Below are 26,850 nucleotides of genomic sequence, written 5' to 3'. Positions count from 1 at the left end.
CTCGCCGCCGACTGGGCAGCCGTGCTGCTGGTGCCCGCCGACTGGGCCAGCCGCCGGCACGAACCGGCCGTGATCCACGCGAGCTGGCGCGCTCCCGAGGCGCCGCGCATGCCGGAGATCGCTCCGCTGCGCCCGCGCGCGCTGACCGGGGCTGACGGCACGCGATACGCGATCGCGCCGTTCGGCCGGGGCGGGCTCGTGCTGGCCGTGGCCCGCGAGCTGCCGGCCTTCCACGCCACCGAGATCGACCGCCTGGCGGGACTGGTGCGCGCCACCGCCGTCATGATGGGCGACCGGCTCGAAATGACCGCCGCGCTGTGAAACGACGCACATACAAGGTCATATAACGCCGGGTAATAGCCTCGAAACCTCGCGGGAGGAGGCTGTGGGCATGACACTTTGGCGGGTACGTGCGACCGTGGACGACCGGCCGGGATTCCTGGCCGTGCTGACCGCGAGCCTCGCCCTGCGCTCCATCAACATCCTGGCCGTTCAAGTGCACACGACCGAGGCCGGGGCGGTCGACGACTTCCTGCTCGACGCGCCCGACAACCTCGACGAGGCGGACCTGCTGGCGGCCATCGAACGCGGCCGGGGACGCAACGCCTGGGTCGCGCGCACCGATGCGCACGGTCTGGTCGATGCGCCCGCGCAGATCGCCGGGCTGGCCGCACGGTTGGTCGCCGACCCGGAGGCACTTGGCCAGACCCTGAGCGCGATGCTCGGCGGATGCCTGGTGCAACACGAGAGGTCCGACTCGGTGACGGGGCACGGCGCGACGAACATGCGCGTGGCCGATCCGGCGGGCGGCACGATCGTGCTGACCCGGCTCGCACCGGTGTTCACGCCCGCCGAGTTTGCGCGTGCTCAGGCTTTGGTCGAGGTCGCGCGTGCCGCGATGACCTGCCGTGCCGCGAACGCGACCCTGCTCCTGCCGGGCGGCGAGGAGCTCAGCCTGCGCCCGGCCGGTGAGTCCGACCTGCCGGCGGTGCGCAGGCTCCATGCCGCGTCCGGCGGACCGTCCGACGCGCGGCTGAGACGGCTGCTGAGCCCGGCGCGCGGTGTGGCCCTGCTGGCCGAAAACCAGCACGGCGAGGTCGTGGCCATGGCCCATCTGATCGGCGAGGGCGAGCTGGCCGAGGCCGCGTTGCTCGTGCAGGATTCCATGCGGCGCAAGGGACTCGGGACCGCGCTGTTGCGCCGCCTGCTCGGGCTGGCGGGCCCACTGGGCCTGCGCGCCGTCGAGTTGCACATGCGAGCCGACAACCACGCCATGGTTCGCCTGATCCGCCGTGTCCGTCCACAAGCGACGTTCGACCACGACGGTGGCCACACGAGCGCCACCCTGCCCGTGCGCGACTTAGCCACCACGCCCATCTGACCCCAACCCGTTTCTGCGTTGATCATGAACTTAATGCCGCGACACGCCGTCGAGCATGGGCTCAAGTTCATGATCGACGAGGAAAGGCGCGGGGAGAGTCGCACAGGGTGTGCGATTCCGGGCGGGGGGAGTACGCGAATATCGCTCGCATGGTCTCGAACGCTCCAACCGGTTATCGCGATGCTGCGTTGAGCGAGTGGGAGCCGGGAAGCCAGGTGGATGTGGACGAGGCCGTGGAGTTCCTACGTGCGGTGTACGGCGAGGTGCCCACGCTCGGCCGGGTCGAGCCGCGCCTCACGACGGTGCGCGACCAGATCGCGGCGCTCGGGACGTACTGGCACACCCCGCAGGAGCTGGTGCACGGCGCACGCCTGGCGTGGCGCAATGCGAGCCGGTGCATCGGCAGGTTGTATTGGCGCAGCCTCCTCGTGCTGGACCGGCGCTCATCGCGTACCCACCAAGAGATCTTTGAAGACCTGGTGGCCCACCTGCTGAAGGCGACCGGGGAGGGTGAGCACCGCGGCAGGCTGCGTCCGATCATTTCGGTCTTTCGGCAGGCCGTCGCTGGGCGGCCGGTGACCAGGCTGCGCAACGATCAGCTGATTCGGTACGCGGGCTACGACGACGATGCGGGCGATGCGCAGAATCGGGAGCTGACGCGGGCGGCCATGGCGCTCGGTTGGCAGGGCAAGGGGAGCCCATTCGATCTGCTGCCACTGATTTTGCAGACGGGCGACGAGGAGCCCACGTGTTTTGAGCTGCCGGAGACCGCGGTGCTGGAGGTCCCGCTGACACACCCCGAGTTCGTCTGGTTCGCCGAGCTCGGGCTGCGCTGGCACGCGGTCCCGGCCATTTCCAACATGCGGCTGTCGATCGGTGGGATCGATTATCCGCTGGCGCCGTTTTCGGGCTGGTACATGGGCACGGAGATCGGCGCACGCAATCTCGCCGACGAGCACCGATACAACATGATCCCGGCGATCGCCCGCTGCATGGGGCTCGACATGTCAAGCGAGGCAACGCTTTGGCGCGATCGAGCATTGGTGGAGCTCAATCGCGCCGTGCTGCACTCGTTTGCCCGCGCGGGCGTGCGCATGTCGGACCACCACACGGAGTCCAGGCGGTTCATGTCCCATGTGGAGCGTGAGCGCGCAGCCGGCAGGCCGGTCCCGGCGGACTGGACATGGATCGTGCCGCCGATGTCGGCGTCGCTCACGCCCGTCTTCCACCGCTATTACGCCGAGGCCGACCTGCGGCCCAACTTTTACGCTATGTAGTGGGGTAACGGCTGTATTCGGGGAAGTTGCCGTAGAGCCGCTCGTCGGGGTCGCCGACCGTGACCGCCTGCACCAGCAACTCGCCGCCGACGAAGGCGCCCTTCCAGCTGGCGCCGCGCCCGCCGAACGGCTCCTCGCGGTCCCCGCGCGATCGAGGCTTGTTGATGCCGACCTTGAACGCCTGCAGGTCCGTGGCGAGCTTGCCGGCCAGGTCCTCGTCGTCGCAGGCCAGGCTCGCCACGAGCGCGCCGTTGGACGCGTTCATGGCCGCGAGCAGCTCGTCCTCGGTGTCGACCACGACGATCGTGTCCACCGGGCCGAACGGCTCGGCGTGCATGAGGCGGCTGCGGCCGGGCGGGGCGAGCAGCGCGGACGGTGCGACGTAGGCGTCGGTGTCCTGCCCGTCGAGGAAGGTCCCGGTTTCAATTTTTCCTCGATATAGCGGTACGGCACCGGCCTTCACCGCCTCGTCGACCTTGCGGCGCAGCTCGTCGGCCTTGGTCGCGCTGATGAGCGGTCCGAAGTCGAGCTCGGGCAGGGGATCGGTGTCGTTCTCGACCGCCAGTGGGTGTCCGAACCGGATGGACTTGACCACGGGCAGATACACATCCAAGAAGCTGTCCACGAGCTCGCGCTGGACCACGAAGCGAGGGTAGGCGGTGCAGCGCTGCTTGCCATATTCGAACCCCTTGCGCAGGTGTCCGGCGAGCAGGTCCCACTGCGAGAATTCCCATACGCCCCAGGCGTTGAGGCCCTCCTGCTCGATCATGTGCCGCTTGTCGGTGTCGAGCAGGGCCGCGGCGACTTTGCCGCCGTTGGACCGCCCGCCGACGAACGCGACCGCGCCGATCTGCGGCGCGCGCACGAGCACCTCCGAAAGCTCCTCGCCACCGCCGGACACGAGCGTGGCGGGCAGTCCGGCGCGTTGCATGAGGGCGTGGGCGACGGTCAAGCACACCGCGCCGCCCTGGGACGGGGTCTTGGCGATGACCGCGTTGCCCGCGAGCAGTTGCACCAGCTCGGCGTGCACGAGCACGCTCATCGGGTAGTTCCAGCTGGCGATGTTGGACACCGGGCCGGGAAGCGGGGAGCGCCGTCCTATCTGCCGGTCGATCTCGCCCACATACCACCGGACGCCGTCGAGGGCGCGGTCGACGTCGGCGCACGCGAGCCGCCACGGCTTGCCGATCTCCCAGACCAGCAGCATGGCGAGCAGATCGCGATGCTCGGTGAGAAGGTCGAGCGCCTGGGTTACGCGCTCCCTGCGTTCACCCAATGGGGTGATGGCCCACTTTTTGTGGTCGCGGAGCGAGTGCTCGACGGCGGCCTGCGCGGTCGCCGCGTCCAACCGGGACAGCCGGGCGATCGTCGTGCCGTCGACCGGGGTGACCAGCGAGGACTGGCGGCCCACGGCCTGCCACTGCCCCTGGATGAGGTTGCGGAGGACATCACCGTCGAACGCCTCCGGTGCGACCTCCGTCGCGCGGGTAAGAGTCGTCTGCCAATCGGTGCCGGTTCGCAGCTGCATGGGCGTACCTTGCCGCCGAGCTCTCGAACCTGACAAGAGGACGTTCACATTCCGAGATCTCTTCACTGGGTCTGAGCAGTGGGTTTCCCATGTTGCGTGATGAAGCTCTCGTCGAAAGGCGTCGTTGTCGCACCGGTGGTCTATCGTCAGGGAGCCCCAGTCGCCCCCACAAAAATCGGGAGGACTTGTGCGAGTCCCCTTGGTGGTCCCTACCCTTTTTCTGCTCCTGGCGGTCACAGGCTGCGCGACAAAGTCCAACAACGCCACACCGCCGCCATCCGCCTCGGCGCCGGCCGCGTCCCCGTCTCCCTCGCCATCACCTTCGCCGTCGCCGTCTCCCTCGCCGAGCCCCACCGAGTCGCACACACAGCCACCCGCCTCGCCCAAGCCGCCCTCCCCGTCGCCCTCGCCCAAGCCCAAGACCGGGCCCGGCGGGTCATATGTGCTGACCGGGTCGAAGGACGTCGCGCTCACGTTCGACGACGGGCCCAACCCCGAGCACACCCCGCATGTGCTGGATCTGTTGCGCGACAACGGAATCAAGGCCACGTTCTGTGTCATCGGCAAAAACGCGCACAACTATCCCGACCTGATCCGGCGCATCCACGCCGACGGGCACACGCTGTGCAACCACTCCTGGCGACACGACCTTGAGCTGCGCAAACGGGGCGATTCCGCGATCCGCGACGATCTCGCCGCGACCAACAACGCGATCAAAGAGGCCGTGCCCGGGGCCAAGGTGTCGTATTTCCGCGCGCCCGGTGGGCACTTCGACAGCGATCTCGTGGGCATCGCGCGCAGCATGGGCATGACGTCGTTGTACTGGGATGTGGACACGCGTGACTGGGACTTCGCCAAATACGGGCGCGGGCAGAGCATGGTCAACCACATCGTGTCGACCGTGCAAAACAAGACGCGCAACGGCTCGATCGTGTTGGCGCACGACAACCTCAAGCCCGACACCGTGACGGCGTTCAGATATCTGCTGCCCTGGCTGAAATCCCGCTTCACGCTCGTCGCCCTGCCACCGGGCGGGCTGGGGCGCACATGACCGCGCGGCTGGCGTTGGCCGCGGTGGTCGTGATCGGACTGGCCGGGTGCACGTCGGCCAAGCCCGATCCGGTGCCGTCGGCCACGCCCGTGCCCAGTGCGTCCATCGTGGAGTCTGCGGAGCCGTCGGCCGAGCCCACACCGACGGGCGAGGCGGAGCCGCAGGCGAGCCCGGCGCGCAGCCAGGCGCCGCGCCCGCCGCGGATCACCACGCCGCCGATCGCACTGAACTGCACGGGCAGTCAGCCCTCGGATCGGCCGCAGGCGGGCGGCGCCGGTCCACTGGGGACAGTCAAGACGACCGGAAACACCACGGTGGCGCTCACGTTTGACGACGGCCCCGATCCCGTCAACACGCCCAAGGTGCTCGACCTGCTGCGGCAGTGCGGGGTCAAGGCGACGTTCTGCGTCAATGGCGTCAAGGCGCAGGCCAACCCGACCCTCATCCGGCGCATCCACAACGACGGGCATACGCTGTGCAACCACACGTGGAAGCACATCACCCAGCTCGGCGACTACGGGGTCGACCTCATCCGGCAGGACCTGACCGACACCAACAACGCCATCCGGGCCATCGTGCCCGATGCGCGGGTGCCTTATTTTCGCGCGCCGGGCGGGCGGTGGACGGCCGACTATCTGAGCGTGTGTCAGGAGCTCGGCATGACCCCGACCCACTGGGACGTCGACACGCGCGATTGGGAGTCCTCGCGATGGGGCAAGGGCGAGTCGATGGTCAACCACATCGTGGGTGTGGTGCAGGGCCAGACGCGGCCGGGCTCGATCGTGCTCATGCACGACTACCAAAAGCCCGACACCACAACGGCTTTGCACACCGCGCTGCCGTGGCTCAAGGCCCGCTTCACGCTCGTGGCGCTGCCGAGGGACGGCCTGCCCAAGCCGTAACCTGACGCCGCGTTGCCTTGGCGCACGGCTCGAACCCGGTTGCATCGATTGCGCCCGCCTCACCTGATTGACGCAGGCGGGCGCGGATCGCGGCGGCCTGTGTGCCGGCCGGATCGGTGTGCAAGCGTAAAGCCGCCGCCCAATGGCGACGCGCGTCTAAGGTGTCGCCCGCGTCGTGCAGGGCGTTGGCCAGGCCGAGGTGAGCGGACGCCTCCTCCGGCCGGCTTCGGCCGGCCGCCGCCACCGCGAGCGCGGCGCGGTGGGCGGCCGCGGCTTCGGCGGGGTGGCCCTGTTGGCGCAGCAGTTCACCGAGTCGGTTGAGCGCGCCGGCCTCGCCCGCGTGGTCACCTTCGGCCTGGGCGATCGCGAGCGAGCGCCGGAAGTGTTGCAGCGCGTCAGGAATCCGCTCGATCGCGGGAGACATCGCCTCACGGGGCATCGCTTCACGGGGCATCGTAAAAGCCCGCTTCCGCGACGATCGCCCCGGCCGGATCCAGCGCGCGCACCACCACGGTGAGTTTCTCGGACAGTCTGCCCCACCCGACACCCTGATGCAGGTCGACCCGAGTGAGCACCGTTCCCCCTTGGACGATTTTGGCCTGTACCGCCGACTGCGGCGCGATGATCAGCAGGTGGTCCGAGGCTCCCGGCAGACGATGCACGATGACCGACCTCGCGGGGTCGCCGACGGCACCGTCGCCGGTCGGGTGCGTGATGGGCGCGCTCGGGTTGGCCGGATCCAGCGCGACTGTCGCGAATGGACCGCCGCCGTCGGGCGTCAGCGCGATCACCGTGGCGATCGGTGCTGCGGCGACCTGCCCACCCCACCGCAGCATGTACTTGGCGTCCGACGACGTGAGTCCCGTGCGCCGGGCGATCAGCAGGGCCGCCTCCTCGGCCGCGCGCCGCACGCTCTCGCCGTGCCCGCGCAGTGACTCCTCGTCCACGCGCACCGCCGGGGTCATCACGGCACGGACGGCCATCGGCTGTACCTCGACCGGCGCCACGCCGGTCGTGCTGACCCGCACCCGCGTGCCCGGCAGGGTGGTGGAGCTGGTCGCCAGGTATACCTCGGTGTTGACCGGATGCCAGTCGGTGACGGGGCCGTCGCGCAGATATCTGGTGCGCACGCTGAACTCCAGGTGGCTGCCCTCCGGCCCGAAGATCAGCTGATAACGCCCCGACGACCCCGTCCACGCCGGCTGCGCGACCGGCGACAGCCGGCCGGCATCGACCAGCCGCAGTTGTTGCGGCTCATCGCCGGGCGAGCCGGCGTACGTGGCGTGCAGCGGGCGGCCCGTGACGCCCGCGAGCACGACCACCCGACCGCAGCCCGCGACGTCGCCGGCGAACAACACGCGGATCGCGTCCGGATCAGCGGGCATGTACGCGCCCTCGTACGAGCGCGTGTCAGTGATCTCCGCAGCGGCCCGTGCCCGTATCGCCTCCAGAAAGGCGGAGTCCTCGGCGAGGGTGCCGCGCGTGCGGCTGCTCAAAAGCGGCTGCAGCTCGGCGGGCGGCTCGCCGCCGGGTCGGCTCGCCTCCCACACGAACCCGTTGCGCGCCAACAGAACCCCGGCCGGGGCAGCGAGCGACAGCAGCATTGTGGCGACCGTGGTCGCGACAATGGTCCTGCGGCGGGTGCGCCTGAGCATGAGCCTGCGATACGGGTCCGGCTTCGGTGTGAGGCCGGAAGCCTGCCGCTGCATGGTGTCCCGCAGTTCGTTGATCATTCCGTGTCTCCCGCCAGGACGGCGAGCAGCGCGGGATGGGCCCGCCGCGGGGGTTCGATCATCTGCCGCAGCCGGGCCAGCCCGCGTGAAGCCTGGCTCTTGACCGTGCCCACCGAGCAGCGCAGCAGCGACGCGGTCTCGGCTTCGGACAGATCTTCCCAATAGCGCAGCACCAGCACCGCACGCATCTGGCCGGGCAAGGCCTGCAGCGCGCGCCACAGCTCGTCACGGTTTTCGAGGTCGGTACCCGGCCCGGCCGTGGGCCGCTCCGGCAGTACCCCCGTCAGGACCTCGATGACGCGGCGCCGCCGCCACCGCCCGATCAGGTGGTTGACCATCGCCGCGCGCACGTATGCCTCGGGATGGTCCATGGTGCGCCAGCGCGGCAGCACCGCCAGCAACGCCGTCTGCAGGACGTCTTCGGCCTCATCCGGGTCGCCGACCAGAAGGAACGCTATGCGCAGCAGCTTGGCATATCTGGCCTCCACGAATTCGCGGAAGTCCGCCTCGGCCATCGGATTCCTCTCGCCCGCCACCACACTCCCATAAACGCACGCGCCCGCGCGAGGGTTGAAAGTCGATCACGAATTGACCATGAAGTTGGTGTCACGACACGCCGTCGAACATGGACGTAAGTTCATGATCGACGGTAAAGAGGGTGGTGGCGGGTGGGGCGAGGGTGCTGTGGTGGATCAGTTCTACCCGGTGCACGAGCCGGGGCGCGCTCAGTGGCACGGCGGCCACACCCGTGCAAGCGGTCGTTGGGAGAAGCGCGATCCCCGAGCCGGACGCGATCAGCCCGAGCAGCGTGTGCACGTCGGCACCGTCGTAGCGTAGCGCCGACCGCACGCGATCGGCGTGGGCAAGTGCGCTCAACTGCGCCAGCGGGGTGGCGATGTCCGGGGCGTCGATCCACAGCGCGTCGATGATCTGGTGCAGCGACAGCGACGAGCGGTCGGCGAGCGGATGCGCGACCGGCAACGCCACCGCGATCGGGCTCTGCGCGACCGTTGTCGACGTGAGCGGGCCCGCGTCCAGCAGGTTGAGCGGGTCGTTGGCGGCGGTGACGCCGTCGACGAGGGCGAGGTCGAGGTCGCCGGAGGCCAAGCGGGCCAACAACTCGTGCCGCCCCGAGACCCGCAGCGAGAGGGTCACCCTGGGAAGGGATTGCCGGGCGGCGGCCAATGCGGCGAAGATTTTTCTGGTACCGGACAAGGGGCTCAGGCCGATGGACAGATGAGCCGGCGGCCCGGCCGAAAGCCTTGCCACATCGGCGATTGCCGCATCCAGCCGGAGCAGCAGGGGTGCGGCATGCGTGAGCAGCCGTTGGCCGGCCTCGGTCGGCGCGACCGGACGGCGGTGCAGCAGCCGCGCGCCGATCTGCCGTTCCAGCAGCGCGACCTGTTGCGACACGGCCGATTGGGTGTAGCCGAGCTCGGCAGCCGCCGCCGAGAACGAGCCCTGCCGGGCCACGACTACGAAGGTCTTCAGCAGGCCGGTGTCCATAAGCATCCCTAATGACAAGGTGCGAGATTGTCGTTGGCCTTAATAGGGCGAGGCCAGCCACGATGGTACGCATGACGACAGTGGCATTGGTGGGCGATCGTTCCGTGCACGTGCGGGCCCACGTGCGGCTCCCCGGAATCCTGGAGGCGCTCAGGCGCGACGAAGGATTGGCGTTGGACGCGTACTGGATCCCGACGGAGCAGGCACACGAGACCGCATTGACCCGCTTTGACGCGATCTGGCTGTTGCCCGGCAGCCCGTATCGCAGCCAGGCCGGAGCCCTGCACGTCGCGAAAACGGCGCGAGAGCACGGGATCGCGTTCCTGGGCACGTGCGGCGGTTTTCAGCACGCGATGCTGGAGTTCGCGCGGAACGTGTGCGGGCTGGCGTCGGCCGTGCACGCCGAGGTCACGCCGAAGGGGGAGGGCGAGGACGAGGTGATCGTCGAGCTGGCGTGCGCACTGGTCGGGCACGAGCGGGCCGTCCACATCGCACCCGGCTCGCGGGCTTCGGCGATCCTCGGGGCCGACAAGAGCATCGAGCGCTACCACTGCGCCTACGGGCTGAATGCCGGGTTTGTAGGTCTGCTTGAGTCCCGTGGCATGGCGTTCACCGGGCACGACGACGACGGTGAGGTGCGCGTCGCGGAACTGCCCGGTCATCCGTTCTATCTGGCCACGCTGTTCCAGCCGGAACTGGCCGACGAGGCCGGCCGCGTCCACCCGATCATCCGCGCTTTCGCTCGGGCGGCGCAGCCTTCCTCGAATGCGGCCGGGTGAGTGCGCCCACACTGGCCGGTGGCGGCGTCATGACCGGCGGCAGCGACGGGGGCGCGGCGGGCGTGACCCGCGGGCGCACCCACCGCTTGAACCACGCGTAGTCGGGCAGGCGAGCCAGCATCGGTCCACAAACGACAGTGATCAGCACGTAAGCCGTGGACAGCGGGGCGAGCTGGGCCGCCGCGCCCGCGCCGACCGCCAGCCCGGCGATGACGATGGAGAACTCTCCGCGTGGTGTGAGCGCCAGCCCCGCACGCCATCGGCCAAGGCTCGCGATCTTGGCGCGCTTCGCCGCCAGGTACCCGGTAATGATTTTGGTGACCATGGTGACCACGGCCAGCAGGACGGCCGGCAGCAGCACCGGCGGCATCGCCGAGGGATCGGTCGCCAGACCGAAGAACACGAAGAACACGGCCGCGAACACGTCACGCAGCGGGGACAGCATCGCGGCCACGTTCTCCACGATTTCGCCCGAGATGGCCATGCCCACGAGGAACGCGCCGATCGCCGCCGACACCTGGATGCTGGCGGCCAGGCCCGCGACCATGAGCGTGAGCCCGAGCACGGCCAGCAGCACGCCATCGGGGTCTTTGGAGGCGACAAGCCGCGACACGATGTGGCCGTAGCGCACGGCGATGAGCATGACGACCGCCACCGCGCCAAGCGCGACCGACAGCGACACCCCGCCCGCGATCAGGCCGGTGCCGGCCAGCACGGTCACGAGCAGGGGGAGATACACGGCCATCGCCAAGTCCTCGATCACGAGGACGGACAGGATGGTCGGCGTCTCCCGGTTACCGATGCGGCCCAGGTCGTTGAGCACCTTCGCGATGACGCCGGACGACGAGACCCACGTGATGCCGGCCAGCGCGATCGCCCCCACCGGCCCCCAGCCGAGCATGAGCGCGAGCAGCGCGCCCGGGACCGTGTTGAGCACCGCGTCGAGCAGCCCTGCGGGTGCGGCCGCACGCAGATTGCCGATCAGCTCGGTGGCCGAGTACTCCAGCCCGAGCATGAACAGCATCAGGATCACGCCGATCTCGGCGCCCACGGCGATGAACTCCTCGGTCGCGCCGAGCGGCAGTAGGCCGCCGTGCCCGAACGCGAGCCCCGCCAGCAGCCACAGCGAGATGGGGGAGATGCCCACGCGGCGGGCCACCCGGCTGAGCAGACCCAGCCCGAGCAGCACCGCACCCAGTTCGATCAAGAGCAGGGTGGTGGAACCATGCATTACGGACCCTCGGCAAGGATTTGAGCGACGGCTTCAACTCCTTGGGGGGTACCGACGGCGACCATCACGTCGCCGGCTTCGAACACGAATTGCGGGTCGGGTGAGGCCAGCACCGTGCCCTCGCGCAGCACGGCCACGATGGAGGCGCCGGTGCGGCTGCGGGCCTGGGTGTCGCCGAGCGTGCGCCCGACGAACGACGAGCCCGCCGGGATGGTGATCTGCTCGGTGCGCAGCCCGGCCGCCTGCTCGCGGATGCCGGCGAGCTGGCCCAGGATCAGCGACGCGCCCAGGATGTCGGCGAGCGCCTCCGCCTCGTCGTCGTTGAGCTCGATCGACTCACGGCAGCTGTCCGGATCCTCGGGGTCGAAACTGATGAAGTCTCGCCGTCCCGAGCGGAATGAGATCACGCCGATCCGGCGGCCCTTCGCCGTGACGAGGTCGTGCCGGACGCCGATGCCCGGGAGTGTGGTCTGCTCTACCTGTACCCGCATGGTTCAAAACTTAGCGCGCTTGGTGATCATGCGCTGTCGGCGGCGCGGCGAAGTCGTCCGTCCGGACCGTTTCCGACGCCTGTACCTCGATGCCAAGATTTAGTCGACTGAGTTGAACTCGGCCAGGAAGGCATCGGCGATGGCGGTGACGTCGGCGGGGGTGAGGGAGAGGGCGGGGGCCGCGATGGTGATCTCGGTCATGGCCAGCCCGGTGGGCGGTTGGTCGCGCCAGCCCGAGGCGAACCAGACCCGCTCGCGCTCGGCCAGCCGCAGGCATGCCTCGTTGAGGGTCGAAGCCGGGCCGGGCAACCAGAGCTGGAACTGATGGGTGTGCGGGGGATCGGGGTGGACACGGCCGGGCAGGGCCTTGGCCAGTGTGCGGGCATGCGCCACATAGGACGATAGCCGGGGCAGGATCGTGTCGAGCCCGTGCAGCGCGGTGAAGACGGACGGCCACTGCTGAAACAGCTTGCCTCCGTAGCGGTGCCGCCATGCCTTGGCCTCGCTGATGAACTCGGCCGGACCGGCGAGCGCCGCACCCGACAGGCCCATCAGGGTCTTGTAAAACGAGACATACACGCTGTCTGCCAGGGCCGCGACGGTCGGCAGCTCCTCGCCGAGATATGCCGTGGACTCCCACAGCCGCGCGCCGTCGAAGTGGACATATGCGCCCCGCGCCCGTGCCGCGCCGGCGAGCTCCGTCAGCTCGGCGAACGTCGGCAGCAGGTATCCCGCCTCGCGCAGCGGCAGCTCGACCATCAGCGTGCCGAACGGCTCGTCCACCGCGAGCACCTCGTCGGCCGTGGGCTGGCGCGGCTCCCGCGTCACCCACACCGTGCGCAGTCCAGACAGGACGGACAACGCATCCCGCTCCCAAACCACCGGATGTTGCAGCGGATGCAACGCCACGACCGAGTTTCCCTTGCGGGCCGCCCAAATCCGCAACGCGACCTGCTGGGCCATCGTGCCGCTGGGGAAGAACGCCACCTCCTGCTTGCCCAGCAGCTCGGCGACGCGCTCTTCAAGCCGGCGCACCGGCCCGTCGCCGTAGATGTCCGGCGCTGCGTCCAGGTCGAACCCGCCCTCCAGCAGCTGGGCCAGCCGCCGCCGGGGAGGGACGGCGCCGATGCCCGAGACGATGCGGTCGCAGCCGGCCATGGCCGCCCACCGCCGCCGGGCGTCGTCAGCCATGCATGGTCCCGTGCTCGACGCACGTCGCGGTCCAACCGGCCGGAACCACCTGCACCTTCATCCGGCGCCGGCACTTGGCGCAGAAACGCGGCGGCTCCAAGGCTCGCGCCCGCTCGCACTCGTCGTGCCGGCCGGGCTCGCCGCACCGTTCGCAGTAGACCATGACCGTCATAGCGTCGCCGACAACGCTTTCACGGGCATCTTGAGCTCCTGCAGCAACTCCAAATCCTGAGTCGCCGGGCGGCCCAGCGTGGTCAGGTAGTTGCCGACGATCACCGCGTTGATCCCGCCCAGGAGGCCGTCCCTGGTGCCCAGATCGCCAAGGGTTATTTCTCTTCCACCGGCGTAACGCAGAATCGTGCGGGGCAGCGCGAGCCGGAATGCCGCGATCGCCCGCAGCGCGTCCTTTGGATCCACGATGGGCCGGTCGCCAAGCGGCGTGCCGGGCCGAGGATTCAAGAAATTGAGTGGTACCTCGTGTGGCTGCAACTCGGCGAGCTGCGCCGCGAATTCGGCGCGCTGTTCGACCGTCTCACCGAGCCCGAGGATGCCCCCGCAGCACACCTCCATGCCCGACTCGCGGACCATCTTGAGCGTGCTCCAGCGCTCCTCCCACGTATGAGTCGTCACGACGTTGGGGAAGAACGACTGGGCCGTCTCAAGGTTGTGGTTGTAGCGGTGCACACCCATCTCGACGAGCTGGTCAACCTGTTGCTGGGTAAGCATTCCCAGCGACGCGGCCACGTTGATGTCGACGGCCGCCTTGATGGCCGCCACGCCGTCGCGCATCTGCTTCATCAGCTTGTCGTCGGGCCCGCGCACGGCCGCCACGATGCAGAACTCGGACGCGCCCGTCGCCGCGGTCTGTTTGGCCGCCTCCACGAGCGAGGGGATGTCGAGCCACACACTCCGCACGGGAGACGAGAAAAGCCCGGATTGCGAGCAGAAGTGGCAATCCTCCGGGCAGCCGCCGGTCTTCAGCGACACGATGCCCTCGACCTCCACCTCCGGGCCGCACCAGCGCATCCGCACCTCGTGCGCGAGCTGGAGCGCCGCCGGGATCTCGTCGTCGGGCAACCGCAGCACCTGCAGGATGCCGGCCTCGTCGAGGCCGACGCCCTGCTCGAGCACCGCTACACGGGCATGGTCAAGAATGGAGGCCATGTCGGTACCCTACAACGACTGGCTGGTGCGGCTCACGCATAAGGCGCGACTGCGTGAACGGGCGGGTCTGCGCAGGTCAGCTGCTGCTTTCCCGGGCGGGATCGATCTGGCGGGCAACGACTATCTCGGGCTGTCCAGCGATCCTCGAGTGGTCGAGGCGTTTTGTGCGGCCGCCCGGCGCTACGGCATGGGGGCGAAGGCGTCGCGTCTCGTGCGCGGGACGAGCGACCTTCATGTGCGGCTGGAGTCCCGGCTCGCCGATTGGATGGGGACCGCCAGTTCGCTTGTTTTCTCATCCGGATACCTGGCAAATCTCGGCGTCATCTCCGCCTTGGCCAGAACACAGCCACAATGCCTGCTCGTCCTGGATGCGCATTGCCACGCCTCGATGATCGACGGAGTCCGGCTCGCACGCGCGGAATTCGAGGTTTTTACGCACGGGTCGGCGGCCGCGCTCGAATCGGTGTTGGAAAAGCATGCCGGGCGCCCGATGATCGTGCTGACCGAGTCGGTGTTTTCGGTGGACGGCGACCTGGCCCCGCTTTGGGACTATCACGACGCGGCGCGCCGCTTCGGAGCCCTACTGATGATCGACGATGCGCATGGCCTGGGCGTGGTCGACCCGCCCGCCATGGCCGGCCAGCCCGACGTCATCATCACCGCGACCCTGTCCAAGGCGCTGGGCGGGGCCGGAGGCTTCGTCGCCGGGCCCGACCCGCTCATCCGGCACCTGATCGACACGTGCCGCACGTTCATCTTCGACACCGCGCCGCCGCCCGCGGTCGTGGCCGGCGTGCTTGCGGCGCTTGACATCGCGGGCTCTCTCGAAGGCGACGCACTGCGCGCGGAACTGCACGAGCGGGCCTCGATGATCGAGGATGGCACGCCGGGTGGGGTAGTCTCGCTGCGCGCCCCGTCGGCCGTGCAGGCCGTGGAGTGGGCGGCCGCATGCCGCGACAAGGGCGTGGCGGTAGGGTGCTTCCGGCCACCGTCCACCCCGGACGGCACCTCGCGGTTGCGCCTGACCATCAACGCCGGCGTGCCACGGGCCGACTTCGAACACGCTTTGGAGGTCATCGCGCAATGCCGTCCATGATGGTCGTGACCGGCACGGACACGGGCGTCGGCAAGACCATTGTCACGGCGGCCATCGCGGCCGCGCTCGGCCGTGGCGTCGCGGTGGTCAAGCCCGCGCAGACGGGTGACGATTCCGATGTGGACACCGTGACACACCTCGCGGCCCCGGCCTTCGCCAAGACGCTCGCATCGTTCCCCGATCCACTGGCCCCGCTGGCGGCCGCGCGGGTGGCCGACCTCGAACCGCTGGACCTCTACGCGGTCACCGACGCCATCAAGGAAATCTCCGCCGAGCATGAGCTGACGCTCGTCGAGGGCGCGGGTGGCCTGCTCGTGCCCATGGGGCTGCGGCCGGGCGGGGCTGCCTGGACCATCGCCGACCTCGCGGTCGCGCTCGGCGCGCCCGCTGTCGTCGTCGTGCGCGCCGGGCTCGGCACGCTCAACCACACCGCGCTGACCCTCGAAGCCCTGGAGCGCCGAGGCGTCCCCGCTCACGTCGTCATCGGTGCTTGGCCCGCCTCGCCCGAGCTTGTCCACTTCACCAATCTCGACGACCTCCCCGGCTCGCTGCACGGCCTGCTCCCCGACGCAGCGGGCTCGCTGGCCCCTGGGGTCTTCCGCCGCAGTGCTCCCGGCTGGTTCACCCCCGAGCTCCACGGCACCTGCGACAACCTCCGCGATCTGACCGACGCCTTCACGGACTGATCCGATTCGCTGATTAGGACGGCCCGCACGACGAGCAGTGCTCCGCCGGCGATGGCCGCCCACGCGGCACCGGCGCGCCGGCTTGCGACCGCGGCGCTGCGGCCTCGCCTATCCGCTCGGAATCGTCGGCGTGATCGTGTTCTGGCGCGACCTCCGGCAACCCGGGGGTGGGCGATCACCCGGGTGGAGGGTAGGGGAGACTTGGGCGTTATGACGTCGCCGCTTGAACTGCATGGGCCGTTGCCGATCGGGCGTGAGGGGTGGGAGTGGGCACTGCTGCGGTTGGTGACGCCGGCCGTGGAGCGGGCGGTGCTCGGGCCGGCGCGGCAACCGGCGGTGGCGAGCGTGAACGATCCGGGTGCCACGTGGTGGGAGCTGGTGACGCGGCCGCTGTGGGGGTTGGCGGCGCTGGGCCCGGAGTGTGACCTGTGGCCGATTGTGCGCGAAACCGTTGGCAAGGCGGTCGACCCGGACCACGAGTGGTACATCGGCCCGCCCACGCCCCGCAATCAGCGGCTGGTCGAGGCGGCCGCGGTCGGGTGGGCGCTTTCCCGTGTGCCGCAACACCTTTCGAGCCCGCATCTGGAGGCGTGGCTGCGCGCGGCGGCGGCCACCGAACCGGTGGACAACAACTGGCACTTCTTTCCCGTGCTCGCTGGGCACGCGTTCGGGATCGACGGCGGGGAGCATCTGGCGCGGCTGGACGAATTTTATATGGCCGATGGTTGGTACCAGGACGGTCCGACCCAGCGCTTCGATTACTACAACCCGTTCGGGTTCCATTTCTACAACGCGCTGCTGGGCCGGCGGACCGACGAGATGGCGGCGTTCGCCAAGCAGTTCGAGTACTGGTTCGCCGCGTCCGGTGAGGCCGTCCCGATCGGACGGAGTCTGGCCTATCGCATGGCGCAGGGCGCGTTTTGGGGCGCGCTGGCCTATGCGGGAGTCGAGGCGCTGCCGTGGGGGCGCGTGCGCGGCCTGGCGCAGCGGCATCTCGAATGGTGGTGGCGGCAGCCGATCCTGGACGGGGATGGCCTGCTGACCGTGGGCTATAGCTACCCCAACACGGCGATCGTCGAGCAATACATCGGGGGCGGCTCGCCGTACTGGGGAATGAAATTCTTCCTCCCGCTCGCACTGCCGCACGACCATCCCTTTTGGACGGCCGACCCGGAAGCCTTGCAGGATGGGCTTTCCCGCCAGCCGAGTGCCAAGGCGTTAGTCCAGCGGCACAACGGCGACGTGGTCCTGTACAACGGGCAGGGCTGGGTCGATTGGGCGCGGGGCGGCGAGGCGAAATACGCGCGCTTCGCCTACTCGACCCGTGCCGGGTTCAGCGTGGGCGCAGCGAATCACAGTCTCGAACAAGGCGCGTACGACAACACACTCGCGCTCTCCGACGATGCCGGCCGCCACTGGCGCACCCGCGAAAAGGCCGAAGAGTCGCGTGTGGACGGTGACATGGTCTGGTCGCGCTGGCAGCCGTGGCCGGATGTGACCATCGAGACATGGCTGATTCCGCGCGGGGAGTGGCACTTGCGCGTGCATCGGATCCGGACCGAAAGACCGCTGCTCACCGCCGAGGGCGGGTTCGCTGCGCAGTGGCTCACCCCGTGGCACCCGGACCACTTCGAGGGAAACGCGAGCGCCGGGCGAGCCAGCTTCGCGAACTCGGCCATCGTGGACCTATCGGGCGACCGCTCCGGCACCGTGATCCGCCCGCTCTCCGCGACAAATGTGCTGTTCCAGCGCACCTGCATCCCCACGCTGACCGGTGCCCTCGAACCGGGTGACCACGTTCTCACATGCGCCGTGTATCTCGGATCGACCCCGGGCGACGATGTAGCGTGGTCGGGTGTTGTTCCGGACCTGGGACTTCGATGAGGATCGGGACTTCCCGGCGGTAGCCGAGGTGGCCGACCATGTGGGCGTCACCCACACGGTCGTGTCGAGCCATGCCCTCGTCAAGCGCGTGCTGGCCGACCCGGCCACCTTCCTGCCCGGCAACGCCCTCGACGCGATGACGCCGATCCCGGTCAGTGCTTTGCGAATCCTTATCCGGTACGGCTTCCGCCTCCCGCCAACGCTCGCCAACAACGGCATGCCGTCCCACCCGGGCATTCGCGCGATCACGGCCCGCGCCCTGCACCCGGAGCGGGTCGAGGCGGTGCGGCCGTGGCTGACCGACCTGGTGCGCGACCGGGTCGCCGGGTTCACCAAGCGGCTCGAATCCGGCGAGAGCGTCGACCTCTACGCCGAACTCGCGGCCGACGTGCCGCTGCTGGTGCTCTCGCGTCTGGTCGAGTTGCCCGAGGCTGCGGTGGACGCGGTCAAGGACTTCTCCCGCGCTGCGCTGGAGCTGTTCTGGGCGCCGGTCGACGAGCCGCGTCAGCGCGCGCTGGCCGACGAGGTCGGGCGCTTCCACGCGGTACTGAGAAAATTCGTCAAGGACGCGGGAGGCCTGGTGGGCGAGTTGCGCGACCACGCCGCCGCCAAGGGTTTGCCCAAGGACACCCCGATCGGAGCGCTGTTTTTCCTGCTCGTTGCCGGGCAGGAGACCACGTCGCAGTTTTTGACGCTGCTCATGCATCGGCTCACGCGCGAACGGCGGGTGCTCGACGGGCTGGGCGACGGCTCGATCGCCGTCGATGACGTGGTGGAGGAGGGGCTGCGCCTCACCCCGCCGATCCCGACCTGGCGCCGAATCGCGGGGCAGGACACCACCCTGGACGGTCACGCCATCCCCAAGGGGCGCAGCATCGTGCTGTGGCTGGCCCGCGCCGGAGCGCAGCTCGCGGGACCGTCCTTTGTGCCCGGTCAGCCCGGCTCACGCAAGCATCTGGCGTTCGGCGCGGGGGCGCACCGCTGCGTCGGCGCCCAACTGTCGCGAATGGAGTCGGCCGTCATCGTGGGCGAGACGTTTCCGTTGCTGCGGAAGGCAACGGTCGTGCGTGCGCCCTGGTGCCCCGACAATCTGAGCTTCCGCATGCCCGACGCCTTCACGATCAGCTTTTAGGACCCGATGCGCAAGAGGGCCGAGGCCGGCTCCTCGTACTTCACCGATCTGGTGCGTCCTTGACCGCAAAAGGAACCGAATAACGCCTTCACGGCATGGGTTCCAAAGTGATGCTCCAATTCATTGAGCGACCGCTCGTATAGGTGCGTCTTCTCCACGAGGCCACCTGTGGCTGCCGCCTTCCGGGTTAATCGCCGCGTGCCCGACCGTGCCTGGTGCCCGGACACCCCGCGCATGCGGTGACGTCCGGGAACAGATTGGGCCCCAGACGATCAGCCGCGCAACGGACCCGTGACCATCGTGTCGGAGACGGCGTAGCACACGGCAGTGGTGCGGCCACCCGGCCACTCCTCGGGCAGCGGAAAGATGGCGCGCGGCTTGACGCCCGGCCTTGGCCCACCGAGATAGTCGGCCACCATCCGCTCGCAGTGCGGCACGGCACGGTCGGCCATCTCCTGCAGACTCGGTGCGGGATCGGTGGGCAGACCGAGCACGAGCACCCCGGGCACGGCCTCACTGCGATGCGGCTTGTCGCACGGGACGACGTGCAGCGGGCCGTTGGCCAGCGGCTCGTGCGTCATGCACCGCTGGAATGGGCCGAGTCCGGCGGCGAGCGCGCCGGTCAGGGCTCCGGTGCGCCGCACGGGGTTGTTGTCCTCGCCGCGCTCGGCGAGCACGCACGCAAACCACCTGTCGCCCTTGTCCCACAACTCCTTGTTGGGCCAGGACTCCAGCACCTCCAAGCGGGTCGCGTCGGCGTCGGGCCCGCGCAGATAGTCGGTGCGAGCCGCGCGGCAGTTGGCCTCGATCGCGGGAGGCACGTCCGGCGGATGCCTGTCTGGTGTGCCCTCCGGCAGCGCGGCGGAGAGCACCACCTCGTATTCATGCGGCTGCCCACAATCGACCCTGGTCAGCGTGCCGCTGGAGGCATCGAGACAGTCACCGGACCGGTGCGGTCCGACCCCGTCGGGCCGGGCACTCGGGCTCGCGGACGGCTGCGCTCCGGTGCCGTTGTCTTTGCCAACCTTGTCATCGGCGCAGCCCGCAGCCAGCACCAGTGCAACCAGCACCGTCGCGCCCGTCTTTGCTCCCCATCGCACCGGCCCAGGTTACTTCGCCGAGCGCGGGACCGGTCCCGCGCGGCTCGTTACGAGCGGCCCAGCGTGACGCCGACGGCGCCGAGCACGACGCCCAGCGCGGCGGTGAGGCGGCGCCACATGTCGTGTTCGCCCAGCAGTTTGGCCCCGAGGAACACCACGAGCAGCACAGTCACCTCGCGCAGCGGGGCGATGACGGTCACCGGTGCCATGGTCAGCGCGGTGAGCACGAGGATGTACGCCCCGGGCGCGCAAATGGCCGTGCCGAAGATGTGGCGCTTGTAAGACTGCCACACCTGCTTGACGGCCGCGCGGCGGCGCCACAACCACGGCGCGAACAGGATCGCGCGGCCCGTGTCGGTGGCCCAGTTGATGAGCAGCGGCGGCAGGATGGCGACGGCTGCCTTGTCCCACAACGTGTATGCCGCGATGAACAGTCCAACCACGACGGCATAGGCCACAGGACGCCACGCCGTCACGCGCGGTTTCCCAAGCACCGCAACGCTGATCGCGAGGATGAACGTGCCCGCCCAGCCCAGCAGGCCCGGGTCTTCGCCGAAGAACGGCACGGCCACCAGGCAGGTGAGCACCGGCCCGAGCCCGCGCGCGATGGGGTAGACGACGGACAGATCGCCTATGCGATAGCCCCGCTGCAATACGACGAAGTAGGAGGTGTGCAGGAAGAGGGCACCACCGATGAACTGCAGCGCCCGCCAGTCCAAAGTGTCCCAGGCGTTTGCCAGCACCCAGATGCCCAGCGGCGCCCACAGCACGGCCGCGACCACCGACCACACGCCGAGAAACTCGGTGGAACCCGCCTTCTTCGCCAACAGGTTCCACGTGGCGTGGCAGACGACCGAGGCAAGGACTAGCGCGATTGGAAGGAGCATCCGGGGAACCCGTCCCCCGAGTGGATCGGCACGCCGGCCGCGGCGGGCACGGTCGGGGCGATGTCGGCGTGGGTGGCCTGCACACCTGCGACGATACCCGGCCCACACGTTGCGGCCCACGCCGCGCGCTCCCATGTGGACCGTCCAGCGTGGCCACCGCCGTCGCGATGCCCATGGTCGGTCACGACGACAAACGTCCACTGCTCATCCGCATCAGTGGGCCGCGGCGCGCAACGCATCGGTCCGCACACCGCCGACTCCAAAGACGACCACATGCTTCAACGCACTCCTAAGCGATTCGGGGGAGATCGTGCGGGTTCACCAGTCCGTGCAGCGGTTGCCCGGCGACGAAGCGCTCCAGCTCGGCCGCGACGTGTGCGCCCAGCAGGCGCAGCTCCCGCCCGCGCGAGCCCGCGATGTGCGGTGTGACAACAACATTGGGCATCCGCGGGAGCGGATGAATGGTGCGGCAGCGGCTCCGGCGCGGTGACGTCAAGGACGGTGTCGACGCGTCCGCTCGCGCAGGCTTCCGTCAAAGCAAGAGTGTCCACAAGCGACCCCCGAGCGGTGTTGACGAGCAGTGCCCCATCGCGCATCAGCGCAAGTCTCCGCCCGTCGATGAGATGACGGGTCTCTGGCAGCTCGGGGGCGTGGACGGTGAAGGCGCTGGAGACCGCGCAAAGCGTGTCCAGATCGGACGGCTCGGCGCCGAGCGCGGTATTTCCTGTTCCGGCACATAGGGATCGCTCACCAGCACGCGCACGTCGTAGTCGCGCAGCTTCGCCGCCACCATGCGGCCGATGCGTGAGAAACCCGCAATCCCTATGACGGTACCGCTGACGCCGCTGGCCTCGCCCGGCATGTGCCCCAGTTCCGGCCGGCCGCCCGCGTAGTGCCGGGCGTGCCGGAACGCCCGTTTGAGCCCGAGCACGAGCGCCGCGACCGTGTATTCGGCCACCGGGCGGGCGTTGACCTGGGCCGCCGACGACACGACGATCCCGCGCTCGAACGCCTCGGGCGACACGTACCCCTTGACCGATCCGGCGGCGTGCAGGATCGTCCCGAGCCTGGGCATCCGCGCGAGCTCCATGCGCGGGCAGCCCCACCCGGTGAGCAGCACCTCGACGTCGCTCGTGAGGTCCGGGACCACCGTGGCGACCGCGTGGATGCGCTTGCGCACATCCTCCGGGAACAGGTCGGCGAACAGCCGCGGGGTGAGGGCGAACGCGGCAACGACCATCAAAGGCAGTCCCGTTAGTAAACGCTTGCCACCGTCGAGCACCCTGAGCGAGCTGCTTTCCATAACAAGCCCTTGACGCAACGTAGTAACCGTTTTATGTTCGCCGTCAACATGGAGCCGTCACGGAGAGGGCAAGAGCATGCGATTGCCCTGCCGTACGGTAAAACCGCCACGCCACGGCAGGGCTCCGGCCGCTTCGGCTATGTCGTGTTCAAGAAGGCGCCCGCCGATCGGATCAAGATGCTGCTGCGCGTGCTCAACTGGCTGGCGGCCCCGTTCGGTACCAAGGAATATGAATTGGCAAATTATGGGGTCGAAGGCGTGCACTTCACTCGCGCGCGCCGACGGTGGAATTGTCAAGACCGAGCTCGGCAAGACCGAAAACCCCACCAACGTGCCCATCAAACACATCGCCGCTGCGCCGGTCGTCCTTTACTACCCGGGCGGGGGTGCGCTGGCCAAGTCGATCGCCGATCCGTCCAACGGGCTGCGCTCGGAAACGTACTCCAGCAAATGGGCGCAGCTGAGCAAGGCCACCGGTGACGCGCACGCCGCGGTAGTCTTCGGTCACCGTCCACTGTCCGATTGGGACACGATGGTCAAGGAGTTCATGGCGGGTGGCGGCGACAGGGATGGCCGAGGAGTTGGCGCGCGAACACGCCGCCGCCAACGGCTAAATCCCCTTTCCCCAGAGAGTCGGTCGCACTCCCGAAGACCGGCCCTCGTGCGATTTCATCGCGGCGCCATCATGCGAGACGCTGATCTTCGGATTCACCCGTGGCACTGGGGAGAGGCAAGCTACACCACAACGGAAGGGGAAACCACTCCCGCTGTGCCCCCGATTGCCGATGTAGGGGGACAGCCCTGCACCTTCACGCTCGCCTCTCCCGGTTTCAGGCTCCGGCACGCCGCCTTGCGCGTGTGCGCCGTCGCTGCCTCCCCGCCGCCCCTGGCGATGTTTGCGCTGCGCTGTCCCGTAGGCACTCGGAAGGCGTTGAGTCTCGGACTTGGACAGTCTAAGGTGGTCCCCATCAATCTTGTCAACCACAGAAAACACTTTGGACCAAAGTGTTAGTCACACTCAACATCCTGGAGGCGCTGTGGGCGAGCCTCAACGCCCTCGATCAGTCGCCGAGCGCCTGACCGACCTGATAGAGACGGTGCGCAAGCCCGGCGCGGGCGGCAAGCGATACACCGACCGCGACATCGGGTCCGCGGTTGGCTGCTCACACACGCTGATCTTCAATCTGCGCAAGGGGATCACCGATCCGGCAAAGGTGCAGAGCGGCATCCTGCAGAGGATAGCGACGTTCTTCGAAGTCGATCCGAATTATCTCCAGCCCGAGGCGACAGCACCGGCGCTCAACCCGGCAGCCGCGCGCATCGCGTTGCGGGCGTCGCAACTGTCGCCGGCCGGATTGGAGATGGTGCAAGAGCTGCTCGAACACATCTCCAAATTAGAATCTGCCCAGGGCAAGGCCGACGAGGCCGCTCAGCTCGACCCATAGACGTAAGGTGCCTGCCATGGAGCAAGCGGGGAGATGACATGGGTAAGCCGCGTGACGTCCTTGGCCGCCGCTACTGCCCGGCCGCAGCGGGTTTCGACATCGGGACGAACCGCGCCGGGCACCGCAGGGCGTGACGGTGAACCGCAAGATCGAGGCGGAGTGCCTGGAGGCCCTGGAGGGCCTGCATATCCCCGATCCCTGGTCCGCCGATGCGTTCTTGGCCTGGCTGGCCGAGGCGCGGCGCAGGCCGATCATCGTGGTGCCGTGGAAGGTCGTTGGCGGCATCACCGGCTGCTGGGTGGAGCGGGAAACCGCCGATTTCCTGGTGGTGGACGAGAAGGCCACGCCGTTGCACCGTTCGCACGTCGTCTGCCACGAGGCCGCGCACATGTGGCTCGGTCATCAAGGGCATGCCGCCGCCGAGCTTTCGGCTCAGGCGGGCCTGCCGCACCATTACAGCAGCGAACAGGAGCAAGCCGCCGAGACGCTTGCTGCCCTCATCCTGGAGCGCGCCGCGCTCCCGTCGCCCTCACGGGTGCCGGACGACGTGCGGCGCGTCATGGACACCCTCTATCGAGGAGTAACCGTTGATAGCCTGGCTGACCCCCGCGGTGGCGCTGCTGGCCGCCGCCGTCGTTGGTTTCGTTTTACTGTTTAGCCCCAATGCCCGCACGCCGGCGCGTTATATGGCGATCGTCTGGCTCACGCTCGAAGGGGTGGCGCAGGCGGCAGTCACCCCCTCCGGTTACCACGCGATCAACCAGGCGCTGGGGTACAACAACATCGCCATCGTCATCTGCCACAGTCTCGGCCTCGCGGCGCTGTTTTTTCTGCTCATGATGTACATGTTCTGGCGGCTGGAGGGTGGATATCGGGCCGCGCTGAGGAAACGCGCCCCGGTCATGGCCGCGGCAATCATCGCGCTCAACGTGTTGTTTTTCGCCACGCCCGAGGTACCGGAGATTTTGGACAGTTGGCGGCTGGCCAACGCCGGCCGCCCCACCGTGGCGTGGTACTCGATCGTGTTGGGTGCCGCGATCGCCTGGACCATGTTCGAGGCGGGCAGGCTGAGCCTGGTGTATCTGCGTCGGGTTCCCAGCTGGTACCACCGGGTGGGCCTGTCCATGGTCGCGTTTGGCGGCTGCCTGGGAAGCGCGCTGTTTGCCCTGCTGGGCATCGTCGACGGCCTGGCCGGTCTGGCGGGCGCGACATTACCGCCACACACCGGACTCAACCGGCTGCTCGTGCTCCTGGCTGTCGCCGGGTTCTCGCTCGGCCTGCTGGTGCCCGGCACCATCGGCGGAACCGTTGAGGTGATCCGCCGCAGCCGCCAAGCCGAGCTGTGCCGGCGGATGGAACCGCTCTACCGAGCCTTGACCCAGCAGTATCCCGAGGTGCTCAAGCGTAGGCCGCGGTACGGCGGTATCGGGTGGATCGTCAACTGGTGGGGAAACGGCAGGAGACTCAACGAGCGGACCATCGAGGTGCTCGACGCCCTCGTCGCACTTCGGCCGAGGATGGACAGACTGGCCGCGGACACCGCTGCCGCGCTCGCCGAACGGCACGGACTGCCCGACGACCAGATCCGCGTGATAGCACAGGCGACACAGATCGCCGACGCGCTGCGGGCGACTGAAACGGAGCGGCGGACCGGCGACAGCACGGTGCCCATGACCCAGCAGGGCGAGGCGCCATGGCTGGTGCGGGTGTCTCGCGCGTTTGCCGGCTCACCGTTGGTCGCGCAGGCTCTCGCGGAGGTGGCCCAGCGTCGAGCCGAGGACCCGGCGCATGCGTAACCTACCGCGATACCTGGAGGGGCTCGACCCGCAGCGCGACCACCACACCATCTACCGATACATGGTGCAGCGGGAGTTCGCCGTTGACATGCGCGTCGGATTCGGGCTGGCGTTCTATCGCACGTTCGCGATCCCGTCGATCGCCCGGCTGTTGCACGACACCGGTGAGATGATCGAGCGCACGGACAAGCGCGGTGACGACACCCGCCTGGCGATGTATGAGCTGATCGATGGTGGCCCCGACAGCCGGAGGGGCAGACAGGTCATCGCCCGGCTCAACCGGATGCACCGGGTCTATGGCATCACCAACGACGAATACCTTTACGTGCTCGGCACCAACGTTTTCTGCCCCACCAGGTGGATCGACCGGCATGCGCACCGGCCGCTGCATCCGGTCGAACGGGCAGCCACCCTTGCCTTCTGGCGACGGGTCGGCGATCTGATGGGGGTCCAGGAGGTGCCGGCGACATGGGAGGAGTACGAGGCGTTCTTCAACGCCTTTGAGGAAGCCAACCTCGGTCCCGATCCCGCCGTGACGCCGATGGTGGAGGCGATCAGAGCCATGACCCGCCGGCGCGTCCCCCGGATGTTCCAACGGGTGGCGATCCAGGCCAGGGAGGCGCTGCTGGACGAACACTTGCGCCAAGCCCTCGGCATCGCCAGGCCCTCGGCACGTGTGCTCATCGCCGTGCGTTCGCTGCTGCGGGTTCGATCGCTGCTGCGGCGGATGACCGGCCCGCCGAAGAAGGACTTCTTCACTCCCGGAGAGCCGAGCCGGACCTATCCGGACGGCTACACGATCGAGGAGCTCGGCCCGTCACCGGTGCGTCCGGTCAACCGGCGCTAACGGGCGCAGCCGCCATGCGCACGGCGACGCCGGCCAGCACCAGCCCGGTGACCTGCTCGATCATCCGGCGTCCGTAACGCTCGGTTAACATGTCGCCGGGTTGAATCGCCCGCATGTTTGACGAGAATCTCGATCGACGCCGGTTTCTCCAGCGAGCAGGCCTGGCCGTCGGCGCCGGTGCGGTACTGCCGGTATTGGGAGCGCCGGCCGCGACGGCATCCGATGCCGACCCGGATCAGTTGTTGCGAGAGGCGAGATTCGAAGAGGCGGAACGAGGATTCAAGCGCCTGCTGCGCAAGGATCCGAATGACGCGCACGCGGCGGCGCAGCTGGGATACATCGCGCTGCTGTCCAACCGGTTCGAGGCCGCCGAGCGGTTTCTGACCAGGGCGGTCACGCTGGCGCCCGACGACGCTTCCACCCAGCAGCAGCTCGGCGAC

29 protein-coding genes and 4 pseudogenes are annotated in these 26,850 nt (G+C 68.7%); 15 read left to right on the top strand and 18 right to left on the bottom strand.

Translation table 11 applies throughout. The features are described from left to right. From DM816_RS09355 to DM816_RS09345, 3 genes and pseudogenes are all read left to right on the top strand, one after another. A pseudogene (locus DM816_RS09355) lies at positions 1–321 on the top strand (amino acid-binding protein); the annotation flags it as partial. A 70-nt stretch (positions 322–391) separates the two neighbouring features. Next, the gene (locus tag DM816_RS09350) at positions 392–1,381 is read left to right on the top strand and encodes a GNAT family N-acetyltransferase (RefSeq protein WP_117209755.1); all 990 of its coding nucleotides are present in this window, start codon (positions 392–394) and stop codon (positions 1,379–1,381) included. A 149-nt stretch (positions 1,382–1,530) separates the two neighbouring features. Beyond that, a complete protein-coding gene (locus DM816_RS09345) occupies positions 1,531–2,658 on the top strand; it encodes a nitric oxide synthase oxygenase (protein WP_117209754.1) in 1,128 nt (375 codons plus the stop codon). On the opposite strand, the gene DM816_RS09340 is transcribed toward DM816_RS09345, so the two are convergent. Continuing rightward, positions 2,651–4,186, bottom strand: a complete 1,536-nt coding sequence (locus DM816_RS09340) for an aldehyde dehydrogenase family protein (RefSeq protein ID WP_117209753.1) — start codon at positions 4,184–4,186, stop codon at positions 2,651–2,653. The two genes, DM816_RS09345 and DM816_RS09340, sit on opposite strands and share 8 nt — an antisense overlap. Positions 4,187–4,388: 202 nt before the next feature. Here DM816_RS09340 and DM816_RS09335 point away from each other — a divergent pair, with 202 nt between their 5' ends. Together DM816_RS09335 and DM816_RS09330 are read left to right on the top strand one after the other, a co-directional pair. After that, on the top strand, positions 4,389–5,237 hold the full coding sequence (locus tag DM816_RS09335; RefSeq protein WP_246001755.1) for a polysaccharide deacetylase family protein: 849 nt from the start codon (positions 4,389–4,391) through the stop codon (positions 5,235–5,237). Beyond that, positions 5,234–6,139: a polysaccharide deacetylase family protein gene (locus DM816_RS09330; protein WP_117209751.1), complete on the top strand. Its 906-nt coding sequence runs from the start codon at positions 5,234–5,236 to the stop codon at positions 6,137–6,139. Before DM816_RS09335 ends, DM816_RS09330 begins: the two co-directional genes overlap by 4 nt. Here DM816_RS09330 and DM816_RS09325 read toward each other — a convergent pair. The 4 genes from DM816_RS09325 to DM816_RS09310 form a co-directional block, all read right to left on the bottom strand. Beyond that, the gene (locus DM816_RS09325) at positions 6,096–6,563 is read right to left on the bottom strand and encodes a tetratricopeptide repeat protein (RefSeq protein WP_162907274.1); all 468 of its coding nucleotides are present in this window, start codon (positions 6,561–6,563) and stop codon (positions 6,096–6,098) included. The genes DM816_RS09330 and DM816_RS09325 overlap by 44 nt on opposite strands. A 19-nt stretch (positions 6,564–6,582) precedes the next feature. After that, a complete protein-coding gene (locus tag DM816_RS09320; RefSeq protein ID WP_117209749.1) occupies positions 6,583–7,872 on the bottom strand; it encodes a hypothetical protein in 1,290 nt (429 codons plus the stop codon). Further along, positions 7,869–8,387, bottom strand: a complete 519-nt coding sequence (locus DM816_RS09315) for a SigE family RNA polymerase sigma factor (RefSeq protein WP_117209748.1) — start codon at positions 8,385–8,387, stop codon at positions 7,869–7,871. The genes DM816_RS09320 and DM816_RS09315 overlap by 4 nt, the downstream gene beginning before the upstream one ends. Before the next feature lie 91 nt (positions 8,388–8,478). After that, positions 8,479–9,378 carry a LysR family transcriptional regulator gene (locus tag DM816_RS09310; protein ID WP_211588607.1) on the bottom strand — a complete coding sequence of 300 codons (900 nt, stop codon included), beginning with the start codon at positions 9,376–9,378 and terminating at the stop codon, positions 8,479–8,481. A 71-nt stretch (positions 9,379–9,449) separates the two neighbouring features. On the opposite strand from DM816_RS09310, the gene DM816_RS09305 reads away from it, so the two are divergent. Continuing rightward, positions 9,450–10,157 (top strand): CTP synthase C-terminal region-related (seleno)protein, encoded by a 708-nt coding sequence (locus tag DM816_RS09305; RefSeq protein WP_117209746.1) that lies wholly within the window; start codon positions 9,450–9,452, stop codon positions 10,155–10,157. Positions 10,158–10,224: 67 nt separating this feature from the next. Here the strand turns inward: DM816_RS09305 and DM816_RS09300 are convergent. The 5 genes and pseudogenes from DM816_RS09300 to bioB all read right to left on the bottom strand — a co-directional run. Then, positions 10,225–11,388: pseudogene (locus DM816_RS09300) on the bottom strand (cation:proton antiporter); the annotation flags it as partial. Then, complete coding sequence (locus DM816_RS09295) at positions 11,388–11,879, bottom strand: cation:proton antiporter regulatory subunit (protein WP_117209744.1); 492 nt, start codon at positions 11,877–11,879, stop codon at positions 11,388–11,390. The gene DM816_RS09295 and the pseudogene DM816_RS09300, both read right to left, overlap by 1 nt. A gap of 99 nt (positions 11,880–11,978) precedes the next feature. Beyond that, positions 11,979–13,070, bottom strand: a complete 1,092-nt coding sequence (locus DM816_RS09290; protein WP_117209743.1) for a threonine aldolase family protein — start codon at positions 13,068–13,070, stop codon at positions 11,979–11,981. After that, the gene (gene bsaP / locus DM816_RS09285; RefSeq protein ID WP_117209742.1) at positions 13,063–13,242 is read right to left on the bottom strand and encodes a biotin synthase auxiliary protein BsaP; all 180 of its coding nucleotides are present in this window, start codon (positions 13,240–13,242) and stop codon (positions 13,063–13,065) included. The genes DM816_RS09290 and bsaP overlap by 8 nt, the downstream gene beginning before the upstream one ends. Next, complete coding sequence (bioB, locus tag DM816_RS09280; protein ID WP_117209741.1) at positions 13,239–14,234, bottom strand: biotin synthase BioB; 996 nt, start codon at positions 14,232–14,234, stop codon at positions 13,239–13,241. The genes bsaP and bioB overlap by 4 nt, the downstream gene beginning before the upstream one ends. On the opposite strand from bioB, the gene DM816_RS09275 reads away from it, so the two are divergent. The 4 genes from DM816_RS09275 to DM816_RS09260 all read left to right on the top strand — a co-directional run bounded on the left by DM816_RS09275 (position 14,233) and on the right by DM816_RS09260 (position 19,032). Beyond that, positions 14,233–15,330, top strand: a complete 1,098-nt coding sequence (locus tag DM816_RS09275) for an 8-amino-7-oxononanoate synthase (RefSeq protein WP_117209761.1) — start codon at positions 14,233–14,235, stop codon at positions 15,328–15,330. The two genes, bioB and DM816_RS09275, sit on opposite strands and share 2 nt — an antisense overlap. Then, positions 15,330–16,016: a dethiobiotin synthase gene (gene bioD / locus DM816_RS09270; RefSeq protein WP_117209760.1), complete on the top strand. Its 687-nt coding sequence runs from the start codon at positions 15,330–15,332 to the stop codon at positions 16,014–16,016. Before DM816_RS09275 ends, bioD begins: the two co-directional genes overlap by 1 nt. A gap of 210 nt (positions 16,017–16,226) precedes the next feature. Next, positions 16,227–17,900: a DUF2264 domain-containing protein gene (locus DM816_RS09265; RefSeq protein ID WP_162907272.1), complete on the top strand. Its 1,674-nt coding sequence runs from the start codon at positions 16,227–16,229 to the stop codon at positions 17,898–17,900. Continuing rightward, on the top strand, positions 17,872–19,032 hold the full coding sequence (locus DM816_RS09260) for a cytochrome P450 (protein ID WP_117209739.1): 1,161 nt from the start codon (positions 17,872–17,874) through the stop codon (positions 19,030–19,032). The genes DM816_RS09265 and DM816_RS09260 overlap by 29 nt, the downstream gene beginning before the upstream one ends. Positions 19,033–19,304: 272 nt before the next feature. Here the strand turns inward: DM816_RS09260 and DM816_RS09255 are convergent, their stop codons facing one another. The 7 genes and pseudogenes from DM816_RS09255 to DM816_RS42340 form a co-directional block, all read right to left on the bottom strand. After that, positions 19,305–20,132, bottom strand: coding sequence for a septum formation family protein (locus tag DM816_RS09255; protein WP_117209738.1), 828 nt, complete (start codon positions 20,130–20,132; stop codon positions 19,305–19,307). Positions 20,133–20,179: 47 nt separating this feature from the next. Continuing rightward, complete coding sequence (locus tag DM816_RS09250) at positions 20,180–21,019, bottom strand: DMT family transporter (protein ID WP_162907271.1); 840 nt, start codon at positions 21,017–21,019, stop codon at positions 20,180–20,182. Further along, positions 20,998–21,294, bottom strand: a complete 297-nt coding sequence (locus DM816_RS43670; RefSeq protein WP_211588606.1) for an alkaline phosphatase family protein — start codon at positions 21,292–21,294, stop codon at positions 20,998–21,000. Before DM816_RS43670 ends, DM816_RS09250 begins: the two co-directional genes overlap by 22 nt. A 14-nt stretch (positions 21,295–21,308) precedes the next feature. Then, on the bottom strand, positions 21,309–21,464 hold the full coding sequence (locus DM816_RS44290) for a hypothetical protein (protein ID WP_246001753.1): 156 nt from the start codon (positions 21,462–21,464) through the stop codon (positions 21,309–21,311). 28 nt (positions 21,465–21,492) lie between these two features. Next, positions 21,493–21,711 (bottom strand): annotated as a pseudogene (locus DM816_RS45725) (NAD(P)-dependent oxidoreductase); the annotation flags it as partial. Then, positions 21,615–22,322 carry an NAD(P)-dependent oxidoreductase gene (locus tag DM816_RS44285; protein WP_246001751.1) on the bottom strand — a complete coding sequence of 236 codons (708 nt, stop codon included), beginning with the start codon at positions 22,320–22,322 and terminating at the stop codon, positions 21,615–21,617. The gene DM816_RS44285 and the pseudogene DM816_RS45725, both read right to left, overlap by 97 nt. Before the next feature lie 265 nt (positions 22,323–22,587). Then, positions 22,588–22,830, bottom strand: coding sequence for a hypothetical protein (locus tag DM816_RS42340; protein WP_162907270.1), 243 nt, complete (start codon positions 22,828–22,830; stop codon positions 22,588–22,590). Positions 22,831–23,359: 529 nt separating this feature from the next. On the opposite strand from DM816_RS42340, the gene DM816_RS09235 reads away from it, so the two are divergent. The 4 genes from DM816_RS09235 (at position 23,360) to DM816_RS09220 (ending at position 26,410) form a co-directional block, all read left to right on the top strand. Continuing rightward, positions 23,360–23,767 carry a hypothetical protein gene (locus tag DM816_RS09235; protein ID WP_117209736.1) on the top strand — a complete coding sequence of 136 codons (408 nt, stop codon included), beginning with the start codon at positions 23,360–23,362 and terminating at the stop codon, positions 23,765–23,767. 136 nt (positions 23,768–23,903) lie between these two features. After that, positions 23,904–24,425, top strand: a complete 522-nt coding sequence (locus DM816_RS09230) for an ImmA/IrrE family metallo-endopeptidase (protein WP_162907269.1) — start codon at positions 23,904–23,906, stop codon at positions 24,423–24,425. Further along, positions 24,355–25,563, top strand: coding sequence for an MAB_1171c family putative transporter (locus DM816_RS09225; protein ID WP_162907268.1), 1,209 nt, complete (start codon positions 24,355–24,357; stop codon positions 25,561–25,563). Before DM816_RS09230 ends, DM816_RS09225 begins: the two co-directional genes overlap by 71 nt. Continuing rightward, on the top strand, positions 25,556–26,410 hold the full coding sequence (locus tag DM816_RS09220) for an oxygenase MpaB family protein (protein ID WP_117209733.1): 855 nt from the start codon (positions 25,556–25,558) through the stop codon (positions 26,408–26,410). Before DM816_RS09225 ends, DM816_RS09220 begins: the two co-directional genes overlap by 8 nt. Here the strand turns inward: DM816_RS09220 and DM816_RS45720 are convergent. Then, complete coding sequence (locus DM816_RS45720; protein WP_425455230.1) at positions 26,397–26,525, bottom strand: hypothetical protein; 129 nt, start codon at positions 26,523–26,525, stop codon at positions 26,397–26,399. The genes DM816_RS09220 and DM816_RS45720 overlap by 14 nt on opposite strands. On the opposite strand from DM816_RS45720, the pseudogene DM816_RS45715 reads away from it, so the two are divergent. Further along, positions 26,524–26,841: pseudogene (locus tag DM816_RS45715) on the top strand (tetratricopeptide repeat protein); the annotation flags it as partial. The gene DM816_RS45720 and the pseudogene DM816_RS45715 sit on opposite strands and share 2 nt — an antisense overlap. Positions 26,842–26,850: the final 9 nt, after the last annotated feature.

The organism is Allorhizocola rhizosphaerae (assembly GCF_003426775.1).
Lineage (GTDB): Bacteria > Actinomycetota > Actinomycetes > Mycobacteriales > Micromonosporaceae > Allorhizocola > Allorhizocola rhizosphaerae.
The sequence above is the reverse complement of the archived record's forward strand: the minus strand, read 5'-3'. Positions and strand labels throughout refer to the sequence as shown.